This window comes from Paenibacillus sp. FSL W7-1332 (genome assembly GCF_037969785.1).
GTDB lineage: Bacteria > Bacillota > Bacilli > Paenibacillales > Paenibacillaceae > Paenibacillus_AQ.
Genome location: NZ_CP150209.1, coordinates 1,120,420 through 1,136,887 on the forward strand (window position 1 = coordinate 1,120,420; position 16,468 = coordinate 1,136,887).

Genomic DNA, 16,468 nt, shown 5'->3' on the forward strand with positions numbered 1-16,468 from the left:
TAGCAGGGAATGAATAACAGATCCATTTTTCCGGAGTTGATCAGGGAAAAAGAGTTCTGTTATTTTTATTTTAAATATCTTAATATTAAGACTTGACGATTCCTGAGTTAAATACTAAACTGAGATTAAGCACCAGATGCACAAGATAAGTTGAAGAAGTAAGGGTGAAGCAGCTTTTTGAATAAGGCGTTTATTTATAACAGGACAGGTGCCTTGGATGGTTCACATGGTTTCGTTAATGAAGAATAAATAAAAAAATAGATGGAGGTTGAAGTCATGAAGTTTAAAGGAATTCATCACGTATCCGCGTTAACGGCTGCGGCTTCGCGGAACTTCGAATTTTATACAAAGGTTCTTGGCATGCGCTTGGTTAAGAAGACGGTGAATCAGGACGATGTCTCGGTATACCATCTGTTTTACGGCGACGAAAAAGGAAACCCTGGGACGGAGCTTACCTTCTTCGAAATTCCGATGGCCGGTCGGACCCGTGAGGGAAACAACAGCATCTCGGCAACATCCCTTCGCGTGCCCAGTGACCGCGCTTTGGAATATTGGACCCGGCGGTTGGATGAGCACGGTGTAGAACGCGAGGAGATCAAGGAACGTGCCGGCCGATTGACGCTTCTCTTCAGGGATTTCGAGGGCCAGCGCATCATTCTGGTTTCGGATGAACATAATGAGGGCGTTCCTGGGGGCATCCCGTGGGAAAAGGGACCGGTTCCGACGGAATACGCCATTATCGGATTAGGTCCGGTGCAGCTTACCGTGCCTAATCCGGTGCAAACCGTGAAGGTATTGACGGAGCTGATGGGCTTCCGCTACAAAGGTCAGTATGCCTCGCCTGTAGACGGGCAGCCGGATATCCTTGTTTTTGAGACAGGGGAAGGCGGAACGGGAGCGGAAGTGCACGTCGAGGAACGAACGGACCTTCCGCAGGAGCGGCTTGGTCGGGGCGGCGTTCATCACGTTGCATTCCGCGTAGAGGACGAGGAGGAGCTCCGGGCATGGATCGACCGGATTGGCGATGTAGGTTTTTCGAATTCGGGGTTTGTCGATCGCTTCTACTTCCGTTCCTTGTATTTCAGAGAGCCTAACGGTATTTTGTTCGAGGTGGCTACCGACGGCCCGGGCTTTGACACGGATGAGCATATCGATCATCTCGGCGAATCGCTAGCGCTGCCGCCGTTCCTTGAGCCGAAGCGGGAACAGATTGAAGCGCACCTGAAGCCTCTTCATACCAATCAATCATAATGGCGTATATATGCGCAGCAACAAGCACCGGGCAAGCCTCCATTTTGAGGCATCTGCCGGGTGCTTTTTTATCTATTCATACAGCTGTGAAATGGCTTTTGCGGCCGTGCCGACATGCTCGCGCAGCTCCTGCGGAGCAATCACCTCGATTTCCGCTCCGCAGCTTAGAAGGAATGCGGAAGCCGATTCCAAGGTGTTGAATTCCAAATCGGCCGCTATCCACCCGTCGTTCTGGCTTTCCATGTCGCATCGGATTATTTTTACGTATCGCTCCCGCTCAAAGCGTTTGATCAGAGAGACGGTCATTCGAACCTGTGCCGGATACTTCGGGAGATTCTGCATGAACCGTGTCAGCGACTCCTCCCAATACTCGGCTAGATTAAAATCGGTCGGGCGCTCAAAGGTATCCTCGGACATGACGGCATCCACGATTCTCGATACACGGTAGGTTCGCCGTTCGCCTTCGGATTCCGCGACCACATACCAGGTGCTGCGTTTGGCAACCAGCCCGAGCGGATAAATGTTTCTTTCGACCCGCTCCTCCCCCTTCATATATTGGATTCGGGTGATGCGATCCAGCCACAGCGCCTCCTGAAGCACTGTAAGATACGGATGCGATTCGCGATAGGAGTGCCAGCCTGCGCCATCAATATGGATTTTTTCCCGAATGATTTCGGCGTCCTGCCTAACGGAGCTGGGGGAAGAGGCCAATAATTTCTGATAGGCCGCATCAAATTGCTTGCGGATTCCTAGATCTCCGATCAGCGGGCTGTGACTGGAGACCAGCAGGGAGATGAGCTCATCAGGCGTCATCCCGGTCAGGTTCGTTCGATAGCTCTCTTCCAGCACCCAACCGCCAAGGGAGCCTCTTTCCGCATAGACGGGAATACCAGCCGAGCTTAGACTTTCCATATCGCGTATGATCGTTCGTTCCGATACCTCGAGCTGCTCCGCTAAATAGCGGGTGTTTTTCTTACCCCCGTTCTGTAGCATCAGCATAATGGACAATAGACGATCCGCCCTCAAGTCATGTCACCTCTTTACTATCTGTAGAAGATAACTGTATTGTAGCACGGATATAAGACAAGGGATGTCATATATGACTGATAGGATAAGGATGTTGAGATTATTCAGTATACAGGTTGGAGGTTACGCTATGAATAAGAATGAGTATAAGCCATTACAAGGTAAAGTAGCCGTCGTTGCCGGAGCGACCCGGGGGGCTGGCCGCGCCATTGCGGTGATGCTGGGTGTTGCAGGGGCAACGGTGTATTGCACGGGACGGAGCGTACGTGGTCAGGTGTCGGATATCAAACGGTCTGAGACGATTGATGACACGGCGGATATGGTGACGGCGCGGGGCGGGATCGGCATCGCCGTGCAATGTGACCATACCGATGAGGAGCAAGTAAAGGCATTGTTTGAACGGATTCGCGAGGAGCAGCAAGGACGGCTGGACATCCTCGTTAATGATATATGGGGAGGCGAGAACCTCACGCACTGGAATATCCCGTTCTGGGAGCAGTTTCTGTCCGATGGATTGTTAATGCAGGAGCGGGCGGTTACCACGCACATGATCACAAGTTATTACGGTGTTCCGCTGATGGTGGACAGCGGCGGGGGATTGGTCATTGAAGTTACGGATGGATCTACGTATCGGTATCGCGGGAACTTGTACTACAGCCTGGCAAAAATTTCGGCGATCCACCTGGCTGCTGCCATGGCGGAAGAGCTGCGTCCCTATCAGGTAACTGCGCTGTCTGTTACGCCAGGATTTCTGCGTTCCGAGCAAATGCTGGATCACTTTGGCGTGACGGAAGACAATTGGCAGGATGCCGCAGCGCAAGAGCCGCATTTCATCGAGTCGGAGACCCCGTATTTCCTTGCGCAGGGCATTGCTGCGCTCGCAGCCGATCCGAATGTAGCCGACAAGAGCGGCAAGGCGCTCTCCAGCTGGGATTTGTCGGATGAATACGGATTTAGCGACATTGATGGACGCAGGCCGCATTGGGGGAATTATGCGAAGAAGCAAGGCCTTCCTCTTTTATAAAAGAAAGGGCATGTAAAACAGGGTGACCTACCGCCATGATGGCGAATAGGTCACCCTGTTTGGTTGTGGATTTATCCGCTGCGTAATCTGAATCGTGGCAGTTGCCGGTAAATCGCACCATGAAAGTCTTCATCCTATTCAATCAAGTTAGGAACGGCCGCGTCTCATCGAACCCATGATCAGGCTGACGATAAAGACAAGCACCACGGCACCGATCAGAGCAGGCAGGATGAAGAATCCTCCCATTTCCGGTCCCCAAGATCCGAGCAGAAGTCCACCAAGCCAAGCACCGACAAAACCAGCAATGATGTTACCGATGATACCGCCGGGAATGTCTCTGCCCATAATCAAGCCCGCAATCCAACCAATGATACCACCAACGATTAATGACCAAAGAAAACTCATTGTTTATCACCTCGTATAAGTTATAGTTGTTTGTGCCTTACTATTAACCAAAGACGTGACTTTTAAACCGGATGATGACAAAATCACTTTTTTCCAGCAGACCAAATATCGTGTCATTCTTTGATAAATGCGGGGCTTTTGATTATGCTTGAATTATCGTTAGGTTGAGAATAATAAAGGAGCTGGCATGGAACTCATGGTTGAGAAATGGACTGAAGAATATACGATTCAATCCGTTGATGCGGATTTTAGAGGGGATTGCCGTTGGTCTTCGCTGCTCAGTATTTTGCAAAGAGCGGCTGACCGGCATATTGAGGCGCTCGGGATCAGTCGCGAGGAGATGATCGAGCGGGGAATGGGCTGGATGCTGATAACGCTTGAGCTTGATATGCGGCAGATGCCAAGGGATATGGACACAGTATATGTTGACACCTGGAGCCGCGGGTCCAAAGGAGCGCTGTGGCACCGGGATTATCGGATAAAGAACGGCTCTGGAGAAATGCTGGGCGAAGCCCGCTCGGTATGGGCCCTGGTAGATATCCATAAACGGAAAATTTTGCGTCCGTCCATGTTTCCATATGAGGTGCCGATCGGTGAGGAAACGGTTGGAGAACTGCCAAACAAAGCCGTATTACCGGAAGGAGTACAGCTGGATGAGGCTTATACGTACATGGTCCGGTACAGCGGAATCGATACGAATGGTCATTTGAATAATGCCCGTTATGCAGATCTGTGCTTTGACGTGCTGAGTGAGCAGGAGCTTCGGGAAGGGCAAGTGACCGGCTTCAAGATTACATATCATAACGAGGCCAGGCTGAAGGATACGATGCTGATCCGACGTTCGGTAGAAGAGAACAACAGGGTGTACGTACAAGGCACGTCGCCGGACGGAACCAACTTTTTTGAAGCGGCTATCGTTAGGGAATCATAAACCATCAGGCGAATTCTTTCGAAGGGAAAGAGCGGCCTGACGCTTCATGGAGGGTGAACGGATGTACAAAATCATGATTGTTGAGGATGACCCCAAGCTGGCGGGGCTGCTGCAATCGCATATCGAACGGTACGGAAATGATGGAACCATCATCGAGGATTTCGATCATGTGCTGGAGCGATTCCATGAGATAAAGCCGCATATTGTTCTGCTCGACGTGAATCTGCCAAGCTTTGACGGCTATTATTGGTGCCGCCAGATCAGGTCGGTCTCAACCTGTCCGATTATTTTCATATCCGCTCGGAACGGGACACCCGATCAGTTACGGGCGCTGGAGAACGGCGCGGATGATTATATCACCAAGCCGTTTGCTTATGATATCGTCATCGCCAAGATCCACAGCCAGCTTCGACGCGTATACGGTGATTATGCAGCAGCATCCGCCGAGCGTACGGTTGAGAAGGACGGGCTGGTCCTGTATCCCGAACGGATGGAGCTGATCCTTGAGGACCGGACATCCATACTCACCAAAAAAGAAACCATCCTCCTGGAAACGCTGCTAAGCCGGAGCCCGCGGCTGGTCACGCGCGAGACGATTCTGGAGAAGCTGTGGGATGATACATTCGTTGACGATAATACGCTCAGCGTGAATATTAACCGGGTGCGCAAACGGCTTGCGGAATTAGGGATTGAGAATGCGCTGGAAACGATCCGCGGCTCCGGATACCGACTGCACACGGTTTGGAAGAGGTAAGGGCAGGCTATGAAAAAGCTGTTTTGGCGTGAGCAACTACCCTTGATACTATTTACGGTCGCCGAGTTGTTTGTGGTGCTGCTCGTATTCTGGTATGACGGTTATGATCATCCGGTGACAGCGGCCTATGCCGTTTTCCTCGGTCTGACCATTCTGGGCGGATACTTGGCATTCCGGTACTTCACGCACCGGGATTTCTATGAGCGGCTGTCACAGCCTATCAGGTCGCTGGAGGAATCGATCAAGCATAATGAATCCGCCCCGCTGCCCACGGCTCTTAGCGAGCTTATGGAAGAGCAATACCGTCAATACCGAACGGTCATGGAAGAGTGGGAGCGCCGGCGGAAAGAGCATATGATCTTCATGAATCAATGGGTACATCAGATGAAAACGCCGCTGTCTGTCATTGAGGTGATCACGCAAGAAGATGATAACGATTCCTTCAAGAGTATATCCGAAGAGTCCGACCGGATTCGGCGCGGGCTTGAGATGGTGCTTTACATGTCCAGGCTTGAAACATTTGAACAGGATTTCAGCGTGGAGCCTGTGAAGCTCTACCAGATTGCAGTCGATGCAGTTCACGAGAACAAGCGCTACTTTATTCACAGCCATGTGTATCCGGAAGTCCGGATCAACCCGGACCTCACCGTCCAGACGGATGCCAAGTGGCTTCGTTTCATCATGCTGCAGCTGCTGTCCAACGCCGTCAAATATTCCGCCGGTACCGGCCTTAAAGTGACGATCCAAGCCCACCGGAGCGAGGATCACCGTCATGTTGTGCTGGAGATTACGGATCGCGGGATAGGCATACCCAAATCCGACATGAAGCGGGTGTTCGACCCGTTCTATACCGGGGAAAACGGACGCAAGCTGAAGGAATCCACCGGCATGGGCTTATATCTCGTCAAGGAGGTTGTTCATAAAATGAACCACCAAATCGAGCTGGAATCCGAGCAGGGGAAAGGAACGACCGTGAGGTTGATTTTTTCAGGGTGAGACTGGCAATAGAGAGTCCTGTTGGCGTCTGACTGGCGCAGGCTAAGATGTCGAGTACGTTGTTGGTTGTTTAAGATCGAGATGACGGTATGGATTAAGCCGAGTAGGGTTTAGTCAGACCATATCTAAGTTATTCATAGATTATGAAGCATACGGTAAATTACCTAAATACTTTATGAGAGCACCTTATCTGGGGTAAAAGATGGTTGTTGAAACATCATGAAGCCCTGAGATAAGGTTCTTTCTTTTGTTTTAAATAATGAGTAGGCATCGTTACACACCAGCGAAAGAGGACGAAACGATTCCGAAGAAGCGAAGCGGTCGCCTTTGTACCCGAATTTTTACCACAGCGTAATCGTTCAGAAAATTTGGGGGCAACAGCGATCGTAGGAACGTTACGTACTTGGAGCAGTCTTTAGAATCGCAACAGTTACGCACTCGGAGCGGTCTGCCGAAGCGCAAAAATGATTTATTCGATGGGACGCTTTTAGTAAAACATGAATCTTACACCGATGTAAGATTGGTGAAAGAGTGATCGATAGGAGAAGCTCCGCCGGATGCTATACACTAACCTTACAAGATATGAATAACGAAGGTGAGGTTTACAAGATGGAAATACTAAACGTGCGCAATTTGGGCAAAGTCTACAAGGCCGCGGTGTCCCACGAGGCGCTTTCCAATATCAATCTGAGCATCAACGAAGGGGAATTCGTTGGCATCATGGGACCATCAGGGAGCGGAAAAACAACGCTGCTTAACATGATATCCACCATCGACCGTCCCACATCCGGGGAGATTCTTATTGGCGGGGAAGATCCGTTCCGTTTATCCCAGGATAAACTCGCGATGTTTCGCCGCCGTGAGCTCGGTTTTGTCTTTCAGTCCTTCAACCTGCTGAATACGCTGACGGTGAAGGAGAACATCCTGCTGCCCTTGGCGCTGGACGGGGTAGATCTGGATGAGATGAATCGCCGGGTAGGGATATTGGCCGAGAAGCTGGGCATAACATCGATCCTGGATAAGCGGACTTACGAAATATCCGGGGGACAGGCGCAGCGGACGGCCGTAGCACGTGCGATGATCCATGTACCGAAGCTGGTCCTGGCCGATGAACCGACGGGGAATCTGGACTCCAAATCGGCGCGCGACGTCATGGAGATTATGGACCGGAGAAACAAAGAGGACAAAGTGACGATGCTGCTGGTCACCCACGATCCGGTTGCCGCAAGCTACTGTAATCGGGTGGTGTTTATCAAGGACGGTCAGTTGTACAACGAAATCACATACGGCGAGAGCCAATCGGCCTTTTATCAAAAAATCATCAATGTGTTATCGCTGCTGGGAGGTTCGGGACATGAATTTTCGCCAGTTCGCCATTAACAATGTCCTGCGCAGCAAGCGCACGTATATCGCCCATTTCCTGAGCAGCGCCTTCTCGGTCATGATTTTCTTTACCTACGGGCTGCTGTCGTTTCATCCGCAGCTGAAGGATGGCCTGGTGTCCTCCAGCGATACCATGTCCATGCTGGGCACGATGGGCATGACGGTATCCCAGTACATTGTGTTTGTCTTTTCGTTCTTTTTCCTGCTCTATTCCGTGGGGGCCTTTATTAAAGTCCGGAAGAAGGAATTCGGCATACTGTTGATTCTCGGGATGTCCCGCAAGCAATTGAACCGAATGCTGTTCATCGAAAATATATTGATTGGCGTTGCGGCGATCGCAGCCGGGATCGGGACGGGCGTTCTGTTCTCGAAACTGATTCTGTTAATCAGCGCGAAGCTGCTGGCCGTGGATAATGGACTTCCGTTTTATTTTCCGCTCAAAGCGCTTCTTATCACAGCAGCGGCTTATGCCGTCCTGTTCCTGCTGATTGCACTGTGTTCTTCGTTCATGCTGAGGAAGGGCACGCTGCTTGCGCTCGTGAAAGCGGAGGAAAGTCCCAAACCGCAGCCCAAAGCCTCGCCTTGGCTGGCCGTGCTGGCTGTCCTGTTGATTGGTGCCGGATACGGTATGGTTTTGGCCTTTGCGATTCTCCAAATCTTTAATTTTATTCTGCTGTTTGGAGGCGTTGTTCTCGTTGTCATCGGCACGTATTTTCTCTTCACCCAGTTCAGCGTATATTTTATGCGGTATTTGCAGAAGAAGGAGCGATTTTTCTTCCGTCGAACCAATCTGCTGACAATCTCGGAGCTCCTGTACAGAATCAAGGACAATGCGGTGATGTTTTTCCTCGTTTCGGTTATCTCGGCATCTGCCTTTACCGGCATCGGGACCACGCTTGCAATCGGGGATCCCGGCCTATCAGCTATGGAAAATCCTTATACCTATACGTACACTATGTATGAGGAGAACGCTGATAAAGGGAATCGTCATCTTGATATGATCAGGGAGGAGCTCAAGAAAGGCGGATTTCAGTACAAGGAGGCGGAGGTTACTCCGATTTTCTCAGATAACGGGGTGCAGCTGGTTAAGCTTAGCCAATATAACCGTCTCATTCAGTCACTGGGTTACCCGGCAGAAACATTGGGCGATCTGGAAGGAATCTTGACTCCGGGAACGGTCTCGGAGAAGAACAGCTACCGAATCAACGGTCCTTTAAATCATCAGTTCGAGGTATTAAACGGCAAGAAATCGGAAATCGTCAAGGTGCTCAAAGCCGAAACGTTTATCGCCGTACCGGCAACCTATGGCGAGACGCTGGTCGTATCCGACCGCTTGTACGACGATGCGTTCAAGGCACAGCAGGATCAGGATGAGGAGTACGGTTATGCGGCATACCATACGTTTTACGTACAGGATTGGAAGAATACTGGGGATGTATCCAGAGCGATTCTGGATCGTCTCAACGAGAATGAGGACTACAGTTATTATGTAAAATCATTGTATATGGATTGGAAAAGTGCTCAGCAGCAGAACGGCATTCTGCTTATGGTAAGCGGCTTGGTCGGCATCGTGTTCTTCACCTTCGCGGCAAGCTTTGTTTATTTCCGGCTGTACGCGGATCTTGCCCGGGACGAACAGCAGTATCGCATGATTGCGAAGGTCGGACTCAGCAAAAAAGAGCTTGGCACTATCATTACCAAGCAGCTTGTCATTATGTTCTTTTTACCAATGCTGATCGCACTCATTCATAGCGGCGTTGCCTTCGTAGCCCTGCAGCAACTGGTAGACTTCTCGATTGTTGGGCACAGTTTGAAGATCTTTATCTTCTTCCTGAGCATCCAGGTCATATATTTCTTTATTACTCGCTGGCGTTATCTGGACCGTCTCAACAAAATCATTCAGTAAAAATTGCCATTTCTTCGTTGAAAAGTGCCAAAACGGGTATGTTATTACAAGAAGCATTTACAACGAGAAGTGGGGGGCGATTCCATAATGAATGATCACAGCATGTTAAAGACGGGTGCAGTCGAGACGGAAGAGATTACGCCGGATATTCTATCCTTGCGTACGGTTATGGTGAACGTCCAGATGATCGGTACGCCGGGGACGGGCGACTGGGTACTGATTGATACGGGACTCGGAAATTTTGAAGGGTCCATTGTAGAAGAAGCTGAGAAAAGATTCGGAAAGCCGCCGGTTTGCATTGTGCTCACCCATGGCCATTTCGACCATGTCGGGAATGTGAAGGAATTGGCGGACCGCTGGAGTGTACCTGTCTACGCTCATCGGGATGAACTCCCATTCCTTACGGGAAAAGAAGACTATCCACCAGGTGATCCAAGCGTGGGCGGCGGATTGATGGCCCGCGTTGCCCCGATGTATCCGAACAAAGCCATCGATTTGGGCTCCAGGATACAACCGCTGCCGGAGAACGGCAGCGTGCCGGGTCTTTCTGAATTTAAATGGCTGCCGACACCGGGCCATAGCCCCGGCCATATCTCCCTGTTCCGCGAACGGGATCGAGTCCTCGTTGCGGGAGACGCGGTGATTACGGTGAAGCAAGAGTCGGCGCTAGCCGTCATCGGGCAGGAGAAGGAGCTGCATGGTCCGCCGATGTATTTTACCCCGGATTGGGATCTTGCGCGGGAGTCGGTTCGCCGCCTGTCAAGCTTGAATCCCGGAGTTCTGATCACGGGACACGGAGTTTCGATGCGGGGTGAGGAGCTTACCGCTTCACTCGAACGGCTAGCTCGGAATTTTGATCGTTTGGCCGTTCCCGAGCAAGGTCGGTATGTGGATGAGGAACCTAATTGAATGAGGACGGATCAATCATCCGTTTCATGATATGAACGTTTTATAGGCTGAACGAGACACCGTAAGGGCGATGACCTTGCGGTGTTTTTTCATAGGCTGAATATTCAATATGGAAATGATTAACGGAATTGTGCGAAAATGAAGGTGATAGCAACACCAGATTTTAAAAAAAAGATGAACTGGCGTGAACCTAATCGCGCTCACAGGCATCTAACTTATGTAAGGCCAAAGGAAGTGTTGCAAAGGAGGTCTCCCAATGTGAACAAGAAATCCAATATAGAACGCGATGTCCAGCTTGCCAAGCATGGGGATCGGGAAGCCTTTAGCAGGCTGGTCCACGCTTGTGAGCGTAATTTGTATGGCTTGGCCCGCTTGTATCTGAGGCGGGAAGAGGATTGCGCGGATGCCGTACAGGAAGCGATTTATAAATCCTTCGCAGCGATGTCGACCTTAAAGCAGCCTGCTTATTTTAGAACATGGCTGTCCCGCATTCTTATTCATGAATGCCTGCAACTGCTGCGCTCCCAGCAGCGGCTGCGGACGGTTGAACTTGCCAATGGGGGTGCCGATGCACTGCCGTATGAAGCGATCGAACTCAACGAAGCCGTGACCCATCTGGAAGATGATTTACGCAGAGTTATTCAGCTTCACTATTATCGGGATATACCGATCAACCATATCGCCAAGATGGTAGGTATACCGGAAGGAACGGTGAAATCCCGGCTGTACCGGGCGCGTGCCATATTGGCGGAAAGATTGGATCCTTCCACGGAAAGGAACGTGAGCCACGACCCGATAGTATGTAAGGAGCCGAGTCTGAAGAACTTTGCTCCTATGCTCATGATGATCCGGACGGTTAGGCTTATCGGCGATTACGATATCATTCACAGATCATGGGGTGTAACGGCTTGATGGAAACGAAACAGAAAGTCAGATTGATGGACAAACCCGACCTTGGAGCATGTTCCGAGCTGATGCTCAAGGTCTTTAGCGGCGAACCCTGGTTTGATCAGTGGGACTCCGTGCAGCATGTACAGCAATACCTCGGAGAATTTATGGACAATCCGGTATTCCTGGGATTTGTTATAGAACAGGATGGTCAGATACTGGGAGCTTGTTTTGGTCATACGAAGAGTTGGTATAGCGGTAAGGAATACTATATCCAGGAGTATTATATCGATGCCGATCTGCAGGGCGGCGGACTAGGTTCGGCATTAATGCATGGCATAAAGGAGTATTTGAAATCGATTAACATTCATTGCATGGTGCTGCTTACGGAAAAGGATCTTCCGGCGGAAGATTTTTATCGGAAACACGGTTTTGAAGTGAAGAAGGATATCATTTTTATGGCCAACAGATTTTAGTCGGCGGGATTTATATTGAAAATAGGGGAGCTGTCTTGATGTCGGTGCGTGTTCTTAACTAACCAAATTGTATAGGACTCTCTGCTTGTCTTTTGGCAAAAACCCACTTTACGTGAGGTTTATTTGTCATGGCGCGAAGGCTCTGAGTCCACCTGGTTAAGAACACAACAGCCATCCCTTATATATTGACTGTACAGCCGTGCCCCGGGCACGGCTTCCCGCTGGGGGACAGAAGGTGGACGATGGTTCATGGACTTCTGTCCTTTTTTTATTACTGCAGCACGTATGGGGTTACGTGTGTTCTTTTCCAGGGGCAATAACCACCCCATATTCAGGAAAAGAGCGTGATTCACATGATGAATTATATAGAAGAAGTGAAAACCAAGGTTCGTTTGCAGGAAGGCGTTCAGGTGATTGAACAGCTGCTGGTAGCGAGTTATATGCGGCCCGGTATTTCAACCAAAGAGCTGGCACGACATACGTATCTACCCGTTCCAATCACTGCCGCAATCAAGAAGGAGCTCATCAAGGCAGGTGCTCTCATTCAAGAGCGGGGAGTTCGCTGCACCTCTGCCGGGAAGGTGTATGTTGAACATGAACTGGGATACGGAGGGATCGATCAGGATCTGTATCAGAAGCTTATGGCCGAGGAACACGATTGGCAGCCGGAGCTTTCTGATGTACTAGCGAGGCTCACGGAGATCCTGGAGCAGCGCCCCCAAGTCGATGTTCAGATCGACCAATCCCAATGCACGGTGGAGACGAGTCTTCGGAGAGCCGTTCTGTGTCTGAGGGAGCACAGCCTGATCGGCAAGAACATCCTGTGCGTTGGCGATGACGACCTTGTGAGCATCTCGCTGGGTCTGCTGCTTAAACGGCTGTTCCCGAACGCAAAGGACCAGAGAGCCGCCATTACCGTAATGGATATCGATGAGCGATTCCTGCGGTTTATCCAGCGTGCAGCTGCAAAAGAAGGCTTATCGGTTACATGCAGACACATCGATCTCAGGCAGCCGTTGCCTGAGGGCTGGAACGGGCAATATGATTGCTTTTTTACGGATCCGCCGTACACGCTTCAAGGGCTGACCCTGTTCTTATCCAGAGGGATTAGCGCGTTGAAACACGAGAAGGGATGCCCCATCTTTCTCTCCTTCGCCCACAAATCTCCCGATTTCACATGGTCCATGCAGCGTGAATTCGTACGTATGGGTTTGTCGGTAAAGCAGGTGCTGCTTCATTTCAATCAATATATCGGAGCGCAGATGATCGGCAATAGCGGTCAGATGATCGTGCTAACAACGACGGAATTTACGGAGCCGCATATTACGGATTCTTTCGAGGAGGAGCTCTACACAGGCGAGGTTAGGCGAACGGTCCGAACCTACAGATGCATTCAATGTCAGGGCGAGCTGCAGGTGGGCGTGCAGGGTGATTATTCCACGATCGAGGATTTGAAGAAGCAGGGCTGTCCCGTATGTGCCAATCTTACGTTCACATGGCTGGCTAAGAAAACGATCTGACTTATCTTTGTGGAAACAATCGGGGGGAGGTTATAATAGGAGGACAGAGGAAGGGGAGGGCTATGAAAGTATTAGTATTGGCTGAGAAGCCGTCCGTTGCCAAGGAAATTGCGAGAGTAATGGGCAGCCGCGAGAAGCAGAAGAATTATTTTGAAGGACCGAAATATATTGTGACCTGGGCGCTTGGACATTTGGTAGGACTTGCCGAACCCGAGGACTATGATAAGAAGTACCAGACTTGGGCGCTGGAGGATTTGCCGATCCTTCCGGATAACACGAGGCTTAAGGTGCTGAAGGAAACAAGCCACCAGTTCAAGACGGTTCAGCATCTGATGAAGCGCCCGGATGTCGGTGAAATGATTATTGCCACGGATGCGGCCCGTGAAGGGGAGCTGCTTGCACGCTGGATCCTCAAAATGGCGAAGTGGAACAAGCCGTTCAAGCGGCTGTGGATTTCTTCCCAGACGGATAAGGCGATCAAGGAAGGTTTTGCATCACTCAAGCCGGGGCAGCAGTTCGACCGGCTGTATGAGTCCGCACGCTGCCGGGCGGAAGCGGATTGGATGGTTGGACTGAATGTGACGCGTGCGCTGACGACCAAATTTAATGCACAGTTGTCGGCAGGCCGGGTTCAGACGCCAACGCTCGGGATGATCATGGACCGGGAGAAGGAAATCGTGAATTTCCGCTCTCAGGAATATGAGACGCTGCAGGCGGATCTTGGGAATTTTGAGGTTTCGTGGCGTCCGGCCGGCGGAGACGGTCGTCTATTCGAGAAGGATAAGGCGGCCAAGCTGAAGCAGAAGCTGGAGGGCAGCACCGGTAAAATCGTCAGCGTGAAAAAGAGCGAGAAAACCGAGCCGCATCCGCTGGCCTATGATTTGACCGAATTACAGCGGGATGCCAACCGCCGATTCGGGTTCTCTGCCAAGCAGACCTCGAACGTGCTGCAGCGCCTGTATGAGCAGCATAAGCTGGTCACCTATCCGCGTACGGACAGCCGTTACCTGACATCGGATATGGTCGGAACGTTGAAGGAGAGACTGTCGAGCATCGCGATCGGGCCCTATGCTTCCATTGCACGTCCGCTGCTGCGTAAAAATTTATCGCCGGGCAAACGGGTCGTGGATGACAGCAAGGTTACGGATCACCATGCCATCATTCCAACCGAACAGACCGTGCTGCTGAATCAGCTGTCAGTGGATGAACGCAAGCTGTACGATCTTATCGTACGCCGTTTCATCAGCTTGTTCTATCCTCCTGCCCGCTACGATAACGTATCGGTTACCGTTCAGATTGAGGGAGAACAGCTCTACGCAAAAGGAACTACGATCAAGGACAGCGGCTGGCGCGAGGTATACGGCGGCGATTATGACGATGACGCTGAAGACGAGCAGGACGATGTTCAGGGCCAGTCTTCAGGCAAGCTCCTGCCGGAGCTGCGAGAAGGAGAGTCGGTGAAGGTGGTCCGCTGCGTACTGAAACCGGGACGCACCCAGCCGCCGAAGCGTTATAACGAAGCGGCGCTGCTCTCCCAGATGGAGAAGCACGGCCTGGGAACCCCAGCGACTCGGGCTGATATCATCGAGAAGCTGGTTAGCTCGGATACGATCGAACGGCAGGGGCAAACCCTCCATCCGACAGGCAAAGGCAAGCAGCTGATCGAGCTTGTCGCTCCAGAGCTGAGAACACCGGAGCTCACGGCACGCTGGGAGGCCGAGCTCGAACGGATCGCGAAGGGGCAAGGCAAGCCGGAACCGTTCTTGCGTGGAATTCGGGACATGACCAAGAAGCTGGTCACGGATGTAAAGGGAAGCGAAGCGGAGTACAAACCGCATAATGTCTCGAACAGCCACTGTCCGGATTGTGGGACAAGACTGCTGGAGAAGAAGACTAAGCGCGGCAAGCTGCTTGTCTGCCCGAGTGACGATTGCGGATACAAGCGTTCAGGCGAGAAGCGTCTGTCCAATCGCCGATGTCCGCAGTGCCACAAGAAGATGGAGATGAAAGAAGGCAAGGCGGGGCTGTTCGTGCAGTGCCTGGGCTGCGGCATTACGGAAACGCTGAAGAAGGATGCCAAGCATGTGAACAAACGCGAGGAGCGGAAGCTCGTTCAGCAATATAGTAAGCAGGAGTCGATCGGTTCGAACCTGGGCGACCTGTTGAAGGCGGCTCTTGAGCAGAAGGGGAAGGAATAATCTGCATAAGGCTTCTCCCAATTGCTTGAAAAGCGATTTTCTTGCCATCGCTAGCATAACCTCGGGTAGAATGGCTCATTCTACGGACAGGGGGTGATTTGCATGCCGAATCATAAAGCAAGAAAAAGCGAAAACCAGCAGAACAAATCAAGCATTCTTGAGGAGAGCAAGACCCTCAAACCGAAAAAGGCTGCAGACTATGTTCCGAGCCTGAATGAAATATCCAAGAATGAATCATAAGTTTTGAGTAGTGGTTGAGCATGGCCTGGTTGTCATTATGCCGGACACGGGTTCGTTGGAATTATGACGTCGGCCGTGTCCTAATAATGGCATTCATAGATGGGCATGATCCAAGATTATTTAGCCGGCATTGTCTTCATTAGCCTGCAGTTTTATAATAGCCATAGAATGTATAGCAAATGGCTGATTGGGGAAGATCGATCAGTTGGAATGGGGGTGCGTGAACCAACGTGAGACCTGCACTGATCGTTTGGTTTATTTTTATCAATGCGGTAGCCTACCTGGTCATGTCGGAGGATAAACGGCGTGCCCGAATGGGACGGGATCGGGTTCCGGAGAGAACGCTGTTTCTGCTGGCTGCCATAGGCGGGGCCTTGGGTGTATGGATTGCCATGTACCGCAAGCGTCATAAAACGAGGCATTTATCATTTAAAATGGGCGTGCCGCTGTTGTTAGTCGTGAATGTCGCGCTCTACACGTACTTCTGGGGATAATCTGTTTAATCTGAACTACATAGGAATATCTCAGCGAGTGAGCAAGCTCGTTTCATAACGGTATGAA

At 51.0% G+C, this 16,468-nt stretch carries 16 protein-coding genes; 14 read left to right on the forward strand and 2 right to left on the reverse strand.

What is annotated here, in order from left to right; all coding sequences use genetic code 11:
- The first annotated feature begins 276 nt into the window (after window positions 1-276).
- A complete protein-coding gene (locus MKX98_RS04790; RefSeq protein ID WP_194540951.1) occupies window positions 277-1,251 on the forward strand; it encodes a ring-cleaving dioxygenase in 975 nt (324 codons plus the stop codon).
- 72 nt (window positions 1,252-1,323) lie between these two features.
- Here MKX98_RS04790 and MKX98_RS04795 read toward each other — a convergent pair whose 3' ends face one another.
- Window positions 1,324-2,277: a WYL domain-containing protein gene (locus MKX98_RS04795; protein ID WP_194540952.1), complete on the reverse strand. Its 954-nt coding sequence runs from the start codon at window positions 2,275-2,277 to the stop codon at window positions 1,324-1,326.
- Window positions 2,278-2,407: 130 nt separating this feature from the next.
- On the opposite strand from MKX98_RS04795, the gene MKX98_RS04800 reads away from it, so the two are divergent.
- A complete protein-coding gene (locus tag MKX98_RS04800; RefSeq protein WP_194540953.1) occupies window positions 2,408-3,301 on the forward strand; it encodes an SDR family oxidoreductase in 894 nt (297 codons plus the stop codon).
- A 147-nt stretch (window positions 3,302-3,448) separates the two neighbouring features.
- Here the strand turns inward: MKX98_RS04800 and MKX98_RS04805 are convergent, their stop codons facing one another.
- A complete protein-coding gene (locus tag MKX98_RS04805; RefSeq protein WP_006208269.1) occupies window positions 3,449-3,706 on the reverse strand; it encodes a GlsB/YeaQ/YmgE family stress response membrane protein in 258 nt (85 codons plus the stop codon).
- Window positions 3,707-3,902: 196 nt separating this feature from the next.
- Between MKX98_RS04805 and MKX98_RS04810 the strand changes: the two genes are divergently transcribed.
- The 12 genes from MKX98_RS04810 (at window position 3,903) to MKX98_RS04865 (ending at window position 16,401) form a co-directional block, all read left to right on the forward strand.
- Window positions 3,903-4,637 carry an acyl-ACP thioesterase domain-containing protein gene (locus tag MKX98_RS04810; protein ID WP_233354750.1) on the forward strand — a complete coding sequence of 245 codons (735 nt, stop codon included), beginning with the start codon at window positions 3,903-3,905 and terminating at the stop codon, window positions 4,635-4,637.
- A 61-nt stretch (window positions 4,638-4,698) separates the two neighbouring features.
- Window positions 4,699-5,391: a response regulator transcription factor gene (locus tag MKX98_RS04815; RefSeq protein ID WP_071221576.1), complete on the forward strand. Its 693-nt coding sequence runs from the start codon at window positions 4,699-4,701 to the stop codon at window positions 5,389-5,391.
- Window positions 5,392-5,400: 9 nt separating this feature from the next.
- Window positions 5,401-6,387, forward strand: coding sequence for a sensor histidine kinase (locus MKX98_RS04820; protein ID WP_194540955.1), 987 nt, complete (start codon window positions 5,401-5,403; stop codon window positions 6,385-6,387).
- 609 nt (window positions 6,388-6,996) lie between these two features.
- On the forward strand, window positions 6,997-7,767 hold the full coding sequence (locus tag MKX98_RS04825; RefSeq protein WP_071221574.1) for an ABC transporter ATP-binding protein: 771 nt from the start codon (window positions 6,997-6,999) through the stop codon (window positions 7,765-7,767).
- Window positions 7,742-9,676, forward strand: a complete 1,935-nt coding sequence (locus MKX98_RS04830; RefSeq protein ID WP_339221716.1) for an ABC transporter permease — start codon at window positions 7,742-7,744, stop codon at window positions 9,674-9,676. Before MKX98_RS04825 ends, MKX98_RS04830 begins: the two co-directional genes overlap by 26 nt.
- Window positions 9,677-9,763: 87 nt before the next feature.
- Window positions 9,764-10,585, forward strand: a complete 822-nt coding sequence (locus tag MKX98_RS04835; protein WP_339221718.1) for an MBL fold metallo-hydrolase — start codon at window positions 9,764-9,766, stop codon at window positions 10,583-10,585.
- A 258-nt stretch (window positions 10,586-10,843) separates the two neighbouring features.
- Window positions 10,844-11,497: a sigma-70 family RNA polymerase sigma factor gene (locus tag MKX98_RS04840; protein WP_339221720.1), complete on the forward strand. Its 654-nt coding sequence runs from the start codon at window positions 10,844-10,846 to the stop codon at window positions 11,495-11,497.
- Window positions 11,498-11,523: 26 nt separating this feature from the next.
- The gene (locus tag MKX98_RS04845) at window positions 11,524-11,949 is read left to right on the forward strand and encodes a GNAT family N-acetyltransferase (protein ID WP_339221722.1); all 426 of its coding nucleotides are present in this window, start codon (window positions 11,524-11,526) and stop codon (window positions 11,947-11,949) included.
- 353 nt (window positions 11,950-12,302) lie between these two features.
- Window positions 12,303-13,469 carry a bis-aminopropyl spermidine synthase family protein gene (locus MKX98_RS04850; protein ID WP_194540960.1) on the forward strand — a complete coding sequence of 389 codons (1,167 nt, stop codon included), beginning with the start codon at window positions 12,303-12,305 and terminating at the stop codon, window positions 13,467-13,469.
- Between the two features lie 62 nt (window positions 13,470-13,531).
- Window positions 13,532-15,667 carry a DNA topoisomerase III gene (locus MKX98_RS04855; protein WP_220686531.1) on the forward strand — a complete coding sequence of 712 codons (2,136 nt, stop codon included), beginning with the start codon at window positions 13,532-13,534 and terminating at the stop codon, window positions 15,665-15,667.
- Between the two features lie 102 nt (window positions 15,668-15,769).
- Entirely contained in the window at window positions 15,770-15,907 is a 138-nt protein-coding gene (locus MKX98_RS04860; RefSeq protein WP_181469949.1) for a hypothetical protein, read from the forward strand.
- Between the two features lie 230 nt (window positions 15,908-16,137).
- Window positions 16,138-16,401 (forward strand): DUF1294 domain-containing protein, encoded by a 264-nt coding sequence (locus MKX98_RS04865; RefSeq protein ID WP_071221567.1) that lies wholly within the window; start codon window positions 16,138-16,140, stop codon window positions 16,399-16,401.
- Window positions 16,402-16,468: the final 67 nt, after the last annotated feature.